This window comes from Microcoleus harperi Pol14_C6 (genome assembly GCF_036701295.1).
Classification (GTDB): Bacteria; Cyanobacteriota; Cyanobacteriia; order Cyanobacteriales; family Microcoleaceae; genus Microcoleus.
Genome location: NZ_JAUBQN010000007.1, coordinates 75,040 through 91,248, shown reverse-complemented (window position 1 = coordinate 91,248; position 16,209 = coordinate 75,040). Strand labels below are relative to the sequence as shown.

General features: G+C 45.8%; 10 protein-coding genes and 1 tRNA gene. 7 read left to right on the top strand and 4 right to left on the bottom strand.

The genetic code is table 11. The features are described from left to right. Window positions 1–228: 228 nt before the first annotated feature. Window positions 229–417, bottom strand: coding sequence for a CAB/ELIP/HLIP family chlorophyll-binding protein (locus tag QUA27_RS07805; RefSeq protein ID WP_333067317.1), 189 nt, complete (start codon window positions 415–417; stop codon window positions 229–231). A 94-nt stretch (window positions 418–511) separates the two neighbouring features. Next, window positions 512–1,528: a succinate dehydrogenase/fumarate reductase iron-sulfur subunit gene (locus QUA27_RS07800; RefSeq protein WP_333067316.1), complete on the bottom strand. Its 1,017-nt coding sequence runs from the start codon at window positions 1,526–1,528 to the stop codon at window positions 512–514. Between the two features lie 238 nt (window positions 1,529–1,766). On the opposite strand from QUA27_RS07800, the gene QUA27_RS07795 reads away from it, so the two are divergent. The 4 genes from QUA27_RS07795 (at window position 1,767) to QUA27_RS07780 (ending at window position 4,596) form a co-directional block, all read left to right on the top strand. After that, window positions 1,767–2,009 (top strand): hypothetical protein, encoded by a 243-nt coding sequence (locus tag QUA27_RS07795; protein WP_333067315.1) that lies wholly within the window; start codon window positions 1,767–1,769, stop codon window positions 2,007–2,009. Window positions 2,010–2,457: 448 nt separating this feature from the next. After that, on the top strand, window positions 2,458–3,081 hold the full coding sequence (locus QUA27_RS07790) for an excalibur calcium-binding domain-containing protein (protein WP_333067314.1): 624 nt from the start codon (window positions 2,458–2,460) through the stop codon (window positions 3,079–3,081). Between the two features lie 122 nt (window positions 3,082–3,203). Then, window positions 3,204–3,935, top strand: coding sequence for a RadC family protein (gene radC / locus QUA27_RS07785; protein ID WP_333044167.1), 732 nt, complete (start codon window positions 3,204–3,206; stop codon window positions 3,933–3,935). A gap of 316 nt (window positions 3,936–4,251) precedes the next feature. Continuing rightward, window positions 4,252–4,596 (top strand): DUF1815 family protein, encoded by a 345-nt coding sequence (locus QUA27_RS07780; protein ID WP_333067312.1) that lies wholly within the window; start codon window positions 4,252–4,254, stop codon window positions 4,594–4,596. Window positions 4,597–5,424: 828 nt separating this feature from the next. Here the strand turns inward: QUA27_RS07780 and QUA27_RS07775 are convergent. Then, the gene (locus QUA27_RS07775) at window positions 5,425–6,471 is read right to left on the bottom strand and encodes an endonuclease/exonuclease/phosphatase family protein (RefSeq protein ID WP_333067311.1); all 1,047 of its coding nucleotides are present in this window, start codon (window positions 6,469–6,471) and stop codon (window positions 5,425–5,427) included. Between the two features lie 252 nt (window positions 6,472–6,723). On the opposite strand from QUA27_RS07775, the gene QUA27_RS07770 reads away from it, so the two are divergent. From QUA27_RS07770 to QUA27_RS07760, 3 genes are all read left to right on the top strand, one after another. Next, a complete protein-coding gene (locus QUA27_RS07770; protein ID WP_333067309.1) occupies window positions 6,724–7,203 on the top strand; it encodes a DUF4079 domain-containing protein in 480 nt (159 codons plus the stop codon). 211 nt (window positions 7,204–7,414) lie between these two features. Further along, the gene (locus tag QUA27_RS07765; RefSeq protein ID WP_333067308.1) at window positions 7,415–10,024 is read left to right on the top strand and encodes a ComEC/Rec2 family competence protein; all 2,610 of its coding nucleotides are present in this window, start codon (window positions 7,415–7,417) and stop codon (window positions 10,022–10,024) included. 60 nt (window positions 10,025–10,084) lie between these two features. Continuing rightward, window positions 10,085–10,171, top strand: a tRNA-Ser gene (locus tag QUA27_RS07760). Between the two features lie 504 nt (window positions 10,172–10,675). On the opposite strand, the gene QUA27_RS07755 is transcribed toward QUA27_RS07760, so the two are convergent. Further along, window positions 10,676–16,150, bottom strand: a complete 5,475-nt coding sequence (locus tag QUA27_RS07755; RefSeq protein ID WP_333067307.1) for a trifunctional serine/threonine-protein kinase/ATP-binding protein/sensor histidine kinase — start codon at window positions 16,148–16,150, stop codon at window positions 10,676–10,678. Window positions 16,151–16,209: the final 59 nt, after the last annotated feature.

Sequence of the window (16,209 nt, the reverse complement as noted above, 5' to 3'; positions counted from 1 at the left end):
CGAAACTTCGGAGTCAGGGCACGGCATTGCCGTGTCCCTATAATTCTAGAACGATCGCACTACCAGTAACTGCGATCGACTTTGGTACCTTCATGTGTTATCTGAAACTAGAAAAGTCATAATTTTGCATTTATAATTTGATAAACTGTATTTTAAATAACTCTTAAAAGTAGAAGGGAAGCTGAAAGAGCGATAAATTTTCAACTTCCCTTCTTGATTTAGATTAATTTAACGAAAACCCAGCCAGGTAAAAAAATCCTGGCGGGTGAAGAATTCTAGCAGCAAAAGCCCCACGAATCCCACCATCGCAAATCGGCCGTTGATTTGTTCTGCATAGGCATTCCACCCAAAGGCTGGTTCTGGTTGTGGGGTATTTGGGGTTGTCGGTTTTGGGGATGGAGGAGTTTTGGCAGTCATTTAAAAGTTTTAAGTTTCGAGTTTTGAGTGATGACTTTTGGGAAGCTTTACGATCGCACAACTTGTAATTTACCAGGAAAATGACAGCCCATGCCTAATCTGCTGACTTTTCTAGGCTTTGAACCGATTCAATCAGATTTCGCACCGTTTCGGTACCTTCAGAAGGCTCAAAAAACAGCGGGAACTTGCCGCGAGCGATCATTCTCAAACCTAACGGGCCCAGACTCAGCAAACCTTTAACGTCGCGGAAGTAATTTCCTACTACTTCGATGCCAAACTTGCGCTCGTCTATCCAGCCGCCTTCTTTGACGAGATCGATTAAGACTTTGCGGTGACGGATCGATCGACTGGCTTGGTCGTCTTTGCGATCGAGAATCTCTTGTTTAATCTTACCAATTTGATCCATCGGCGCGACTTCCATCGGACAAACCGAGTTGCAGTAGTAACAGCGGGTGCATCCCCAGACGCCTGCGGTGCCTTCGTTGTATTTTTCGAGCCGATTTTCGGTTTCGCTGTCGCGGGAATCGGCGATCGTGCGGTAAGCTTTGGCGAGGGCGTGGGGGCCGACAAATGCCGGGTTGACTTCGCGGGCGTTGCACTCAGAATAGCACGCACCGCAGAGGATGCAGTTGCCGGTTTGGTCGAGTTTCGATCGCTCTTCTGGAGTTTGCAGAAATTCGCGTTCTGGAATTGATCGCGAGGCGGTGCTCACATAGGGCTCAACTGCTTCTAGGTTGTCCCAAAAACTGGTCATGTCAACAACCAAATCTTTAATAACCGGCATATTTCCCATTGGGGCGACGGTGATTTCTGGGATGAAATCGGTAGGTATTTCTGCTGAGCTGGAATCGGCTATTTTTTGCAGTCTTGCCAGTTCGCTGCCTACATTTTCTTTGCAAGCTAATGCTGAGCGACCGTTAATTCGCATAGAACAACTGCCGCAAATTGTATTTCGGCAATTTTTGCGAAAAGCTAAAGTGCCGTCGTGTTCCCACTTAATACTGTTGAGGCAGTCTAGGATGGTATTGCTCTCTTCCACATCTAGGGTGTAAGTGTGAACCCGGGGAGCCTCGTTTTGATTTTGGCGCACTACATTAAAGCGGACTTTCATATTTTGAGTAAGGAATTTAGTTTCTATTTTAAGCTAAATTTTTGACTTCATTAGAAACCTCTTATTTTTTTAACCACTACCTAAAGTAATAGATTTAAGAAAATTTATTATTGTTTGATAAACATGAATAATTCTCAAGTTATAAATCCTAAATTACCACTTTTTTAAGCGGATTTGTGAGCTATTAATTGGAGATAAAAGTAATTAATCGCTGCAATTCGGTAGTCGGAGGTGCGTGATGTCCAGCTTGTTTGTATTAACTTTCATGTTTTCCACACCGGCTTTTTGTCTGGGTCTGCTAAATCCTCAATGGGTGGGACTGGCAACTCGCAAGCGATCGAGTGCCTTGTACGGCAGCTTGATGGCAGTTTCGTTCGTTTTGCTTGGGCTTACAGCACCCAAGGCGCCACAACCAGTTTCATCGGGGCTGCTGGCCTCAACTGAATCGCTAGAATTTAGGGTAAGCGAACCTTTGCGCTGAAGGTAGCTGGGTATGCATTTCACTTTTTTGGCAGCATTACAAGAAATTTTACCAGGACTTACTGCCGGTTGGGGCCAGAAACGTAGTTTTTTAAGAACAATACTTGGTTCTACTCATTTACTGAAATTAAAAACCCCGGTTTATAGGCGTCGGAGTGCGATCGCGAACTGTAGGGAAAAATCGTGGGCTTAGTAAGGAGAAATACACTCAGAAACCCGGTTGCACCATGGCCTGGTGTCCAACATTCTAGTTTACTTCGTAAATCATAGGGATTTGTGAGTTGACCGGCAGATAAATAAGCAAGTTAACTTCTCAGGACTGACGCACAGGGATTAAAGAACTCAGTTTGTTTAAACCGATATCATTCGTGCTTTACCTCGGATTTTGGTAAAAGAAACCCGGTTGCTGCGTCCTGGATGACTTCTCTTTTTTACTGCTAAAAATCGCTATGTTTAATTTTTTCGTCTTAAGCTTTCTATTGTCTATCCCTGCCTTCTTCCTAGGTATTGTTAATCCGAAATGGGTTGGCGCACCAACCCGCAAGCGATCGATCGCGATGTACGGGGGGTTGATGGCGGCTTCGTTTGTGCTTGTTGGCGTCACCGCACCCCCTCCATCTCAGGAAGTTTCAGTGGCGCTTCCGGCCCCAAGCGCTCCGCTAGTATCATCTCAAACCGCTAAGCTGTCACCGCTTTTGGCAGTGCAGACACCCAACCCAAAGACTGTGAAAACGCCGCCACAAACACCGAAACCTGCCATTTCTGCTGCCACACCTGCACTTGTCAAACCAGTGCCCGATCGCAAATTGCCATCTTCAGTCAAATCTGTTGAGCGAACCGCAGAGATTGCTCTTGATACACAGCACCCAAAGGAAGATACCAAGAAAGTTATTTATGAGTCTTCTAAACCGAAGGTTAAAAGTGCCGATTTTCCGAGTTGCGTTAACTCGGATTGCAACTGTTCTGACTTTGCGAATCAAGCTGAAGCGCAGCGAGTTTTAGAGGCATATCCGGGCGATCCGTTTAAGCTCGATCGAGATCGAGACTCGATCGCTTGCGAAACGCTGCGTTAGATTTAATCTGCCAACAGCCTCGGCTAATGATGAAGGCTTTTTTGGGTGATTGTACGAATTGAAGAACGCAAATCGATCGGCTAAAATCATGTAATTGTTGAGCTTGCGGTGCGGGTGCAGCTATGACTTACAGCTTGAGAATTGTCGATTTGCCAACGAGTGAACGGCCACGGGAACGGTTGATGGCGGGTGGGCCGAAAAGTTTGGCGACTGCAGAATTGATTGCAATTCTCCTGGGTACTGGTCAGGGACCCGGAAAACTTTCCGCCGTCGGGCTCGGACAGTATATTTTAAATCAGTTGAGTTTGCATTCCCGCGATCCTGTGGCTGTGCTACGCACTATTAGCGTTCAGGAGTTGACGCAGATTCACGGGATTGGCCCTGCTAAGGCGACTTCGATTTTGGCTGCAGTGGAGTTAGGGAAGCGGGTATTTCAGTCGCGACCGCCGGAAATGGCTGTGGTTGACTCTCCGCAAGCGGCGGCGGATGCCCTGAGTCAGGATTTGATGTGGCAGTCTCAGGAACGCTTTGCTGTGGTGCTGCTGGATGTGAAAAATCGGCTGCTGGGAACTCAGGTAATTACGATCGGCACAGCCACGGAAACTTTGGCTCACCCACGGGATATATTTCGGGAGGTGATCCGCCAAGGGGCGACGCGGGCGATTATCTCGCACAATCACCCCTCCGGGATTGTGGAGCCAAGCCCGGAGGATATTGCTTTGACGCGACAGTTGCTGGCCGGAGCGCAGTTCTTGTCGATTCCGCTGCTCGATCACTTGATTTTGGGGAATGGGGATTTTCGGAGCTTGCGGCAGACGACGACGCTTTGGGACGAGTATCCGCAGGGCGATTGAACTCTTATACTTAACTAATTTGATTGCTATCATTAGTTATTTGTATCTTTGGCTCTCCGACGGCTGAATCAGCCATGACAGAAGGCAAATTTTCCGGCTGGAGTCCCCCGCGAGAGCCTGTTTAGGCTGAATGTCGCTGCTGATACTGCGTTTCGACCACAACTCGGTTAATGTAGTATAGGTAGGCTGAAGAGGTCGCTAATCCGATTTTTTTTGAGCATACTAAACGTATACTGAACCAGCACCTAAATACCCACTTATTAAGAAATTATTAAATGGGATGTAAAATACACGGTGTGGTGATAGGAGGAGAACTGTGTTTCTGAGACTTGCAGAACAACACCGTAAATTCGTTCAAGATCTGGTAATGAACCTCCAAGCTTTAGCGATCGTGCTAGAGCATCGGGGTTATCTGGCATCCTGCTACACTTGCGGGGGTCAGATGAACAGTGCCTCATTTATGGTCAGTTTGACGGACAACCATCTGATTCGATTTTTAGTGTCAGATTACGGTATCACTTGGACTGAGATGCGGGACGACCGCGAACTCATGAAACTAGAAGGTGCAGAAGCGATTAATCAGTTACAAGAACTGGCAAATCTCGTAAAGTATCAAATCCAACCTTCGGAAGCTACTTTAGCGACGGCGCAGCGAGTTTAGCGATTGCACGGTTCCGAGAAAGGCGACGCAAGAAAGTCGGTGCTTGTCTGCTACAACCGAATCCCCAGCGAGTTCGTTGAGAGGGTTCAGGTGTTGCACAGCGATGGCTGCTCAACTGACAAGGGTGCTCTCAGGGTGCCTTGAGACGCTCAGTCGATCGAACTCTCATCGGGCAGACGGCATACTTTATCCAAAAAGTGTCAAACTTGGAACCTCTAGTTTTTTTTCAGCAGTTGATTCTCCCTTGAGAGCCATTAGCAAAATTTAGAAGTGCGACTGCTCGTCGGCTGCGATGTTAATTTCTCACTTTGGCATTCAAAAGTCAAGGAATTGAAATTAACTTTAAGCAGGGAGGTAGAATTTAACATCTACAGTGAGGATGAGTTTGTGAAGATTGGGTGAAGCGCAGACCGAGGGCTATGGCATACGGGCGATTTAGGAGTCAACTGCAAAGTCGGTAAGGCTTAATTCGAGCCATTTAGTCTGTGCTTTGTTGAAAACATCTTCATTTGTCTAAAATTCCCTGTTTGTATAGTCGCGAACTCCATGAGACTGTTGGCGAATCAATATTTTGTTTCTTTGGGGGTTTAATAATGAACCGCCAAAACGCCAAGTACGTCAAGTACCCAAAAAAGGAAGAAGAAAGAGGAAGAAGGATAGAAAAATTAATTGCGGGCAATTATCCGAACACGATCTAAGAGGGGTGTGATGGGAGCAAATGTGAGGAGTCACCCTTCACGGATTCGCCAACAGTATCACGATCTCCGCCCGGAGCTTAAATTGACACCAATGCCCTTGTAGTCGCCCCACAAAAGAGTTGTGTACTCCCTACACTCGTCCCAATTTCGGTTGCATCCGCAGTTCTGCCCACACCGGCAGATGCTCTGAACCCATTGGCGGTAAAACCTTGGCTGATTTGGCCCCCCAGTGGTGAGAATACCAAACATAGTCAAGCCTCACCAGGGGGAAAGTTAATTTCCAGTTTAACTGTTTAACCAGTAAACTCAGATCCCACCCGTGAGGAAAAGTAAAGCCAAAACCCACTCCTGCTGTTCGGAAAGCGTCTTGCATAACCGCTTTCAAATAATAGTAGTCTTGAGACTGGTCAGTCAGATTAAAGTCCCCGGCGGCAATAGTCGGCAGCGTTTCTTTCTGGAGTCGTCGCAGTAAATCTTGAATTTGTGCCGGTCGGTCGCCGTACTCGTAAACTGGGATTTTGAGGAAAGGCAAAATTTTATGCTTGCGAAACCACGGTGGGGTTGTTGAAATGTTATAAAGAACTACATCTTGCTGGTTCATTCCGATAATAGCTCGTTCCTGTGGTTCGTTCCCATCGGCTAGCTTTAACTTTTGGAAAGAGCGAATGGGATATCTGCTGAGAATCACATGGTATCCGCGCCCCAGGTGGTGCGGGTATAATGCGACCAACTTAGAGAATACTTCTTTGGCGTAATCCTCCTTAATTTCTTGCAAACAAATGAGGTCGGGTTTTTCTTCCTCAATTAGGTTGACCAAAGCTTGTGGGGATTTGTGATGCCAGCCGAGGTTGAGAGAAAAAACCTTGAGGGTTGGCTGGGAGTCACTGATGTTCGCCGACTGGGGAGAAAAGTAGGTGACGTGTAGCCAACCCAGCAAGCAGATGCCGGCCACAGAGGAAAGAATCGCGAACCAGCGTTTCTTGATGATAAAAAACCCTAGAATTGGCAGCAGGAAGATGGGCAAGAAAATCCAAGGAACAAAATCCCCCATCAAGGCAATCGGCCACAGCCTGTCCCAAAAGATCAGTCTCAGAATCAGATAGCTGACAATCAGTGCGGAGTAAGCGTAGGCGAGCAGTTGAGCAATTCGCTGCAAAAATCGGTAAGGCTTAATCATAGCGCCGTCTGCAATAGCATCCTCTTACGGGTGTGGGGACAAAAAACTGGATACTGGTCAGCTCAAATTAACTGAAATGGCCGCTGCCCGGCTGAGGCTAGGGAATACACTTCTCCTGTGTCCGGCTCTTTTATTTTATACAGACTTCTGGCTGGAAACAGTGATTGAAAATCGCGATCGATATATTGCTATTTAGAGTAAGTTGTTGGTTAAATCAAAATTAGCGATCGCGAAGTTAGGAATCTCAAGCAAATGATAAATCTCAGCGAACTACTAGAACCCATCGCCAGTCAATTTCGCAGTCTGGGAATTCCCGAACCAATTACCCATTGGGGACACCCTGTAATGATGGGGATAGTGGTGGTGGCAATGGGCAGTTTTGTCGGCTATACGGGATGGCAGGGACGTTTGGCTACCGATAAAGATGTCGCACTCAAAAGTCGCTCGGATCACCGCAAGCTTGCACCGTGGATGTTTCTGTTTCTAGCTTTGGGTTATACAGGCGGCTTGCTGTCGCTGGTGATGCAGCACCAGCCTGTCATGGAAAGTCCGCATTTTTGGACGGGTTCGGCAGTGCTGGTTTTATTGGCTGTTGGCAGCTTGATTTCGCTAACGGGTTTTGGGGGTGGCAAGGTAGGACTGCGCGCGGTTCACGCTTATTTAGGCACGACGGCCCTTGCACTTATGGTGCTGCACGCGGCTTTCGGTTTAAAATTGGGGCTGTCTATTTAGAAGAGGAAGAGGAAGGGGAAGGGGAAGGGAAAGAATGTAAGGAAAGAAATTTTCCCATAACTTACGCAGGGGTAGCCAGAAACGGGGTTTTCGATCTAAATACACGGCGTTTAGCTTTTTACTCCGCTTGAAAAACCCGGTTTCTTGGGTAAGGAGTGCATAATTCCTGCATCGGTTTCCCTGAAATATTCCCCCTCTGAATTACTAATTAATGAATCAAGCAACGGGTGTCATTTTCTGTCTTGCCTACATTTTGGGGTTGATTTCTACAGCGGTTCCTTGGGGTAGATACGGGATACTTGCTTTGGGAATAGCCGTGGCGATAGCCCTGCCAAAATTGTTGCGAAATTTTACTAAAAATTCCGTTAAAGTTACTAAGAAAAGACGCAGCAGACAAAAAGATAATGCTCTTGAAGCACCCTTAGATGCGAGGGAAGAGTTGAGTTTGCTGGAGATGCTGCCGAGAGCGAAATGGGTGTGGGTAGTGGCGGGTTTGGTGGCATTTCTAGCTAGCATTTATTTTGCAGTTCGATCGCCCCAACCGGCAGTAGATGACATCAGCAAACTGATTCCGGCTGGCGGGAACACTCAAGAAGTGGCAGTGACAGTTCGCGGTAGAGTTGTCAGTACGCCTCGATTGACTCGATCGGGTAGATCGCAATTTTGGCTAGAAACAGATTTAGTTAGCGAAATCAACGGCGGCGAGGGAGGAGCAGTTGTAAACCGCCCAGTATCCGGCAAACTCTACGTTACAGTGCCCCTCCTGCAAGCAACGGGTTTGTACGCCGACAATACGATCGCAGTTGTGGGTTCCTTGTACAAACCGCAGCCACCGTCGAATCCGGGGGCTTTTGATTTTCAAACATATTTAGCCAGAGAAGGAGCTTTTGTAGGGCTAAAAGGCCGTCAAATCGACTGGAGGAGAGAAAATGCGATTGCGGATGTCAATCGAGTTAACAGCCAAACGGCTGCTTTCTTGGAGCCCAGCGGGATGCAGCCATCGAAAATTCAAGCTATGCGGCAGCGGATCGTGCGATCGCAACTATCGCAGTTAAATGTTCCCGAAGGGCCCTTAATCAGTGCGATCGCCCTCGGCAAACAAGCAGTAGATTTACCTTACAATATCCGCGACTATTTTGTGCAGGCTGGATTAGCCCACGCGATCGCAGCTTCCGGCACTCAAGTTTCAATGGTTTTGGCTTTAGTTATAGGTTTAACCAGACGTTTTTCCAAACAATTACAATTTAGTTTTGGCGTCGGTGCTTTATTTTTGCTAGTGGCATTAACTGGCTTTGAAGCTTCTGTCTGCCGCGCCGCTTTGATGGGATTTGGAACATTATTTGCTTTGGTTCTCAACCGCGCAGTTAAGCCACTGGGATTGCTGTTAATCGCTGCTACTATTTTACTGCTGGTTAACCCTTTGTGGATTTGGGATTTAGGTTTTCAACTGAGTTTTTTGGCGACTTTGGGGTTAATCGTGACAACGCCCCCGCTGATGGCAAAGTTGGACTGGATGCCTCCCGCGATCGCTTCGATTGTTGTGGTTCCGATCGCCGCTTCAGTTTGGGTGCTACCGCTGTTACTTTATGTTTTTAGTGTGGTATCACCTTACAGCATTTTTGTTAATATTATTGCGGCTCCTTTGCTGTGGATTTTGAGTATTGGGGGGATGGTTAGCGCTTTAGCTGGATTGATTTTTCCGCCCGCTGGCAGTGTTTTAGCGCAACTGCTCGATTATCCGGCAAAGGGGTTAATTGCGATCGCCGAATATTTCTCGCAATTACCGGGTAATTCGGTAGCTGTCGGTCAAGTATCGGTGTTTCAGCTAATAGCGCTTTACAGTTTAATTTGCTGGGTTTGGATCGGGGGAAGTTCTGCAAGGAGCAATGTACGGGATGTAACGGATAGAAAAAGGAAGGAAGAAAAAAGACGGAAGCCGGAAGCAGTCAGAGGGAAAAACCCGGAAAAAGGGAAAGGGAAGAAGGGGAAAAGCAGAGTTATTGCGCTGCCGGTTTTTTCTGCGGCTTGGATTTTACCGCTGGCGCTGGTGGCGGGAATAAGTATCATAGTTTTGCCAGCTTGGCACGTTCAAGCATCTTTATTTCAAGTTACTTTGCTGGCAACATCTGGCGATCCAGTTTTAGTAATTCAAGATAGGGGAAAAGTGGCGCTAATTAATAGCGGTGATGAAAATACCGTGAGGTTTACAGTGCTGCCTTTTTTGCAGCAGCAAGGAGTTAATTCTGTGAATTTTGCGATCGCCACTCACGGTCATTTAGGTTTGAGCGGTGGTTGGGGAAAATTACTAGAACGCTTGCCACTTAAAACATTTTATGATAATAATGCTCCTAAACAAATTCACCGTGGCAGCAATCACGAATTTATGACGGCTGTGCAATCACGCCAAGGCGTTTATATTCCTTTAGAAACTAGCAGTACAGTTGATATGGGTTCGACGCGGTTGCAGTTGGTGAATGCGGAGATTCCGGTGGTAGAATTCCTGGTGGGAAATCGAACTTGGTTGCTCCTGGGTGAAATGACACCGGAAGTACAAAAAAAATTGGCAGCAACGGGAACCTTGAAGTCGGCTCAAGTGCTGTGGTGGTCAGGAAAAGCCCTGACGGCTGAGTTATTGGGCGCAGTTGGGCCGCAAGTGGCGATCGCATCTGCTAACGAAATAGACCCAGAAACCGCAGCCCAACTGCGTCAAAGCAAAACCCAGATATTCTGGACAGGGCGCGACGGAGCCCTCCAGTGGACTCCAGCAGGGGGATTTAAGACCACTCTGGAATCTGAAGAAAATCAAACTTCTTTTTTATAAAGATTTACAATGTGGCGCACTGTGCGGTAAAATACTTTTAGCTCACATCTCAAATCTATTGGAGAGGTGGCAGAGCGGTTGAATGCGGTAGACTCGAAATCTACTTTAGGGGTAACTCTAACGTGGGTTCAAATCCCACCCTCTCCGTACATCTAAGCCTCAAGTGGCAAGCGCGCACCTTATTAATGTAGGGTGCGCGCTGCCTATCTAACCCAAACTTCAACGTAGGGCCCGCGCTGCGCACATTATGATGTTAGCGATCGTTCTATCAAAAACGAGTTAATTCAAATAGAGTTTTCAGCTATGAAATTAAACTCCACAATCTCAGTAGCATGATAGCCGTTTTCGTTTCGGTAAGGTAGATGCGTAGAATCTCAAGGGAATTCTTAACTCGAAACCGAGAACAAAAACAGGGAAGAGTTTTTGTAAAGCAGGCGGTTGTAAACCGCTGCCTCTATCACTAACTAATAAGGTGCGGACGGAGTATGGGGGAATGAGCCTAGATTTTTTGTTTCCCTAGTTGGTAGTCGCTAGTTCCTAGCCTGAGAGCAAAAGAGTCTGTTTCCCGTTCCCCGTATCCTCTTTCTTGTAATAACGAGGTTGCGAGTTGGGAGGCGGTGCTCTATCCGGTAAAAGCCTAGCACGAACTGCTCATACTGGAATAGAAATCACAAACTCCGAACCCTGCCCCAAGGAGGAATTCACTACTAATGTACCTCCATGTTTTTCCACAACAATTTGGTGGGCTATAGACAATCCTAATCCGGTTCCTTGACCCACAGACTTGGTTGTGAATAAGTGGTTAAAGATGTTTTCCTTGACTTCGGCTGACATCCCCACTCCATTATCCTTAATGCGAATCAAAACCTGATTGTTGTCTTCGCCCAGAGCAGTTTGAACAGTGATTTGATTAGGTAGGGCTTTAATTTCACTAAAACTGCGTTCCTTATTTGACTCCTCCAGAGCGTCAATGGCATTAGCCAGTACGTTCATAAATACCTGGTTTAACTGGCCGGGAAAGCATTTCACGAGGGGCAAATCACCATACTCTTTCACAACTTCAATGGCAGGGCGAAACTCGCTCGCTTTTAAACGATGCTTGAGAATCAGGAGAGTGCTTTCGAGTCCGTCGTGAATATTGAAAGAAACGGGTCGATCGCTATCTGCCCTGGAAAACGTTCTCAAACTCGTACTGATATTGCGGATGCGCTCGACTCCATCCTTCATTGAGCCAATCAATTTCGGCAAATCTTCTCGCAAATACTCCAAGTCTATATCCTCAATTTCTGTTTCAATTGCCCCTCCCGGATTGGGAAATGTTTCTTGATACAAATCAATCAAATTAAATAAATCCCCGACGTATTCTTGAGCCGGTTGCAAGTTGCCGGCGATAAAGCCTACGGGATTGTTAATTTCGTGGGCTACCCCTGCCACTAAATTTCCCAGAGCAGACATCTTCTCACCCTGCACCAATTGCAACTGCATCTGTTTGAGATCCTGGATAGATTGCTCTAGTTTTTGGGCATATTCCTGAGATTGTTGATACAGGCGGGCGTTCTGTAAGGAAATTGCTGCTTGCGAGCACAGGATATTGAGGATGGCGACGCGATCGCCAGTGAATACCCCTGTTGCTAAATTATTTTCCAAATACAAAATCCCCATCATTTTCCCTCGCTCGTTGATTGGAGTGCAAAGCAGACTCTGAGGTTGGTGTTGGATTATGTAGGGGTCAGATGCAAATCTTGGTTGATTGCTAGCATCATCAAAAATCAGGGTTTCTTTTGTACGTTTGACGTAGTTGAGCAGGCTCAGAGGAATTACTTCGCTCTCCTCAACCGGAATTGATTGCAGAAGGCAGTCTTGACGGTTTGTGCAGTGGACATTGAGCCTCCAGTTTCCCTCTTCATTCAAAATTAATGCTCCGCTTTGTGCTCCGGAATTTTTCACCACCACTTGCATCAGGGTAGTGAGCAATTGATCGAGTTTAATTTCGCTAGATAGAGCTTGAGAAGCTTTGATAACTGTCGGCAAATCTACTAAGCCCCAACTGCTGGTGCTACCTATAATTGTTCTATTCGTGTTAGATACGGATGATTCATTATGGGTGGATGTGTGAATTGTTTCGCTCGGATTCTGGCGAGTTCGCTCCTGTTGCAGGATCACAGCAAGCAATTGAGGATAGCGCTGTTCTAGATGGTCAATCTTTGCTTTTGCTCCCCAACGAGCGTAAGCATAGTAAGCATCAATTAAATACGGTTTTGCGATTTTTTCTTTTCCCCATTCCAAGTAGAATTTAGCGGCTAGTTCGTTAGCTAAAGCTTCTTCGTTGATGTACTGGTTTTTTTTAGCAAGAGTGATCGCTTGGTCGTACATCTCGATCGCTTCTATTTTTTGGTTTAAAACCCGATGCCGTTCTGCCTCTACTAGATAGACTTTATGCAGATGATTCATGGGGGCATGATATGCCCATTTTTGCATTTTTTCTTGATTAGCTTGTACTCTGTCAAGAATCCCCTGTTGCTCTGACTGTGGAGTATAAGAATACACCGCCAACCTCAGTAGAGAATCGTAAAAATGGAAGAGAGGAATAAGAGGCAATCCTACCACTGCGTCCAAATACTTCTCTGCTAAAGCAATATTTTCAATCGCTTCTGAGTAATTTTCAAACCAGTAACTAAGTAAAAGTTTGTTCCAATATATGTAGTAAAGTCCCGTTTTGTCGTTTGCTTGCTGGAGCAGTGGCAACCTGATCTGCTCATCGCAGGCTTCGCCCTTTAAGCAGCAATTATTTCCACTATTGTCGAGAAGATTTAAGACAGCCTGCCAATAAATTTCGTGATAATGAAGCGCTGTTGTTTGCATACTTTTATGAAGAGCATTTCTGTAGATTGCCATCTCTCTTTCCAGGACAGTCAGTTCTTTGCCGCTAAAGTAAGCAAAATAGGAGTACAGCATTAGACCAAAGGCAGCATATTGTAAATCTCCTGTCTCCATTCCAGTAGAGTAAGCTGATACCAGAGGTTCTAAGGTTTCTCTCAGATGCTCTTTCCAAGGTCGGATAAATATATTTACCATAACGACTGTCTTGGCTTTGATTTCTTGAGAATTCAACTTCGACAATAGATTTAAAGCCAATTGGCCGAACTGATAACCCGAATCAATATCTCCCACAACTCCGCAAAGCAGAAGACCATAATTTGCATAAGCAAACGGAGACACCGAAGCATTACCATATTGGACAGATAAATCTACTTGTTTGCACACCGTCAAAGGCACCAGTTCTGGCGCAGCAATGTATGCCGCAGCAAAGATACTGGATAAAAGTCTCATAGCTGCTAGTTTATAGGGATCGCTCATTTGAGGCAGGTCAATTAAATCCTCAATTCGCTTGCCATTCAAAATTGACGCAGTTTCCCCTAGTGCCTGCTCAATATCTGACGGGTTCACTTTAGAAGGAAATTCTACTTCCAACAGCTTTAAGACTTGTAGCGCCGTATTAACTGCTTCTAGTAACTTGTTCTGAGCTATATAAGCTTGAATTTGGACTTCGTACACTTTTACTTTGTCCAGCAGCGTTTGGGCGCTGTTTTCCACGACTGCGGCTAATTTTTTCATCTGGTAAAAATCACCGCTGAGATATGCCACTTCTGCTGCTTTTGTACACAGCACCAAGGCTAGTTCGTATTGATTCTGCCAACAATTTTCTGTCAGTAATTTCCTGCCAATATTGAAGCATTCAACCGCAGCAGCATAAGCGGTAGCAGCTTTGGCTTTCTTTCCAGCAACCAGATTCAAGCGTGCTAATTGCTCCCGTTGTGACTCCTGAGTAATTAGCTCAACTCCCACATTTAAGTGGTTGACAATATCAAAAATTCTTTCTTCTCGATCGGCTTCTGGCGTCTTCTCTAACAGCAGTTGACCGATTTTTAAGTGAGTCGATCGCTTTTGGTCTTCAGGAATGAGAGAATAGGCTGCTTGCTGGACGCGATCGTGTAAAAACATATATTTGGGTAATTGGTCATGGGTAAATGATAATTGGTCAGAGTCCTTCCCATTACCGATTACCGATTCGCTATACCCCTCTGCTTGATAAAATTTATAAACTTCGGTAATGGGTAAAATTAGCCCGTCTTGTAGTGCCTTCCATAAAGCTGTTGCGGTTTCTACGGGCGAATTTTCATCAACAATTGCTAAAGTCCCTAAATCGAACTGATTGCCAATACAAGCAGCTAACTTTAAAACTGCCTGTGTCTGGGTTGGCAACTTTCGCAACTGAAGTGCCATAAATTCTACTACATCATCTGTTAGTGCCAAGGTTCGCACTCGGGCAATATCGCACTGCCAATACCGCTCTTCAAAATTAAATTTAATTAGCCCATCTTCATGCAATGATTTGAGGAATTGTGTGCTGAAAAATGGATTGCCTTGGGTTTTCTGATAAACGAGTTCTGTCAAAGGCAGAGCCAACGCTGTAGAACAAGCTAGAGTATCGGCTACTAAACTATTTACGTCGGCTCGATCGAGCGGAGCTAAGGTAATCGCATTCACCTTTGCTTCAGTTTTTTGAATATCTGCTAAGGTCAGCATCAAGGGATGTGCTGGAAACACTTCGTTATCTCGATAAGCTCCAATTAATAAGAGATAGCAGTTATCGGCAGCACTCATCAGCAGTTGCATCAACTTCAATGATGCTGAGTCTGCCCATTGCAAATCGTCTAAGAAAATCACTAAAGGATGTTCTTTTGTTGTGAATAATTGAATAAACTTTTCAAACAACAAATTGAAGCGATTTTGACCGGCACTGCCAGAAAGTTCTGGGACTGGGGGTTGTGAGCCGATAATACGTTCGAGTTCGGGAATGACTTCAACGATCGCCCCAGCGCTATCGCCCAAAGCTGCCAAAATTTTCAACTTCCATTCTTCAATTTTAGCATCTGTTTCTGACAGCAATTGTCCCATTAAATCGCGAAAAGCTTGGACAAATGCTGAAAAGGGAAGGGTGCGTTGAAATTGGTCAAATTTGCCTTTAATAAAGTAGCCTCGCTGTCTCACAATTGGTTTGTGAACTTCGTTGACAACAGCGGTTTTGCCAATGCCGGAGAAACCGGCAACTAGCATCATTTCGGTGCTTCCCTCACTGACGCGCTCAAAGGCCGCTAGCAGGGAGAATACTTCCCTTTCTCTACCGTATAATTTTTCTGGAAGAGTAAAGCGATCGCACAAATCTCGCTCCCCTATTTTAAAGTTAGTCAGCGCCCCTGTCTCTTGCCACTGCGATAAACAAGTTTCCAAATCAAACTTGAGTCCGATCGCACTTTGATACCGAGCTTCAGCATTCTTCGCCATCAGTTTGCTGACAATCTCAGACAGCACCAATGGAACACTCTGGTTGATCGTTGAGGCTGGGATAGGTTGTCTGGCGAGGTGGCAGTGTACCAAATCCATTGGATCATTTGTTTGAAATGGTAACTTTCCTGTTAGTAATTCGTAGAATGTTACTCCTAAAGAGTAGAAATCTGTGCGGTAGTCAATACCCCTGTTCATCCGGCCAGTTTGTTCTGGAGATATGTAGGGTAAAGTGCCTTCGAGGACGTTAGGATTTTGAATTTCTTGGGTTTCGCGAGGCAGCAGGGAAGCGATGCTGAAGTCAATCAGCTTCACTTCTTTGCTGGTGGGGTTAATCAGAATGTTGGCGGGCTTGAGGTCTTTATGGATGACGTGGTGGCGATAAAGTCCGTCAAGGGCGTTGGCAATTTGAATCGCCATCGGAAGAAACTCGTTAACGGGCAAGCATTCTAGGGGTTCGTTGCTCTCGGATGCGAGACTAGCAAGATAGTTACTTAAGGAAATTCCGCCAAAGTCTTCCATCACCAGAGCATAGTGGTTATGGTAAGTCTCCAGGCTGTATGCCTTAACACTGCCAGGGATCTCTAAGTTTTTAGCAATGATGTACTGGTTGCGGAAATGAACCAGTTCGTTGAAGCGGGGAAAGTCATTTCGCAGCAGTTTGATCGCGACTGGCTGCCCATTTTCCGAGCGAATGCCACGATAAACTAGAGTTCGATTACCTGCGTATATTTGCTCGTTTATGTGATATCCTAGAAAAAGATTTGTGATGCTAGTCATACCTACGTATTCCTACTACTTCTATAAAGCCTGAAGTTTCTGAGAGTTGATATCTACTA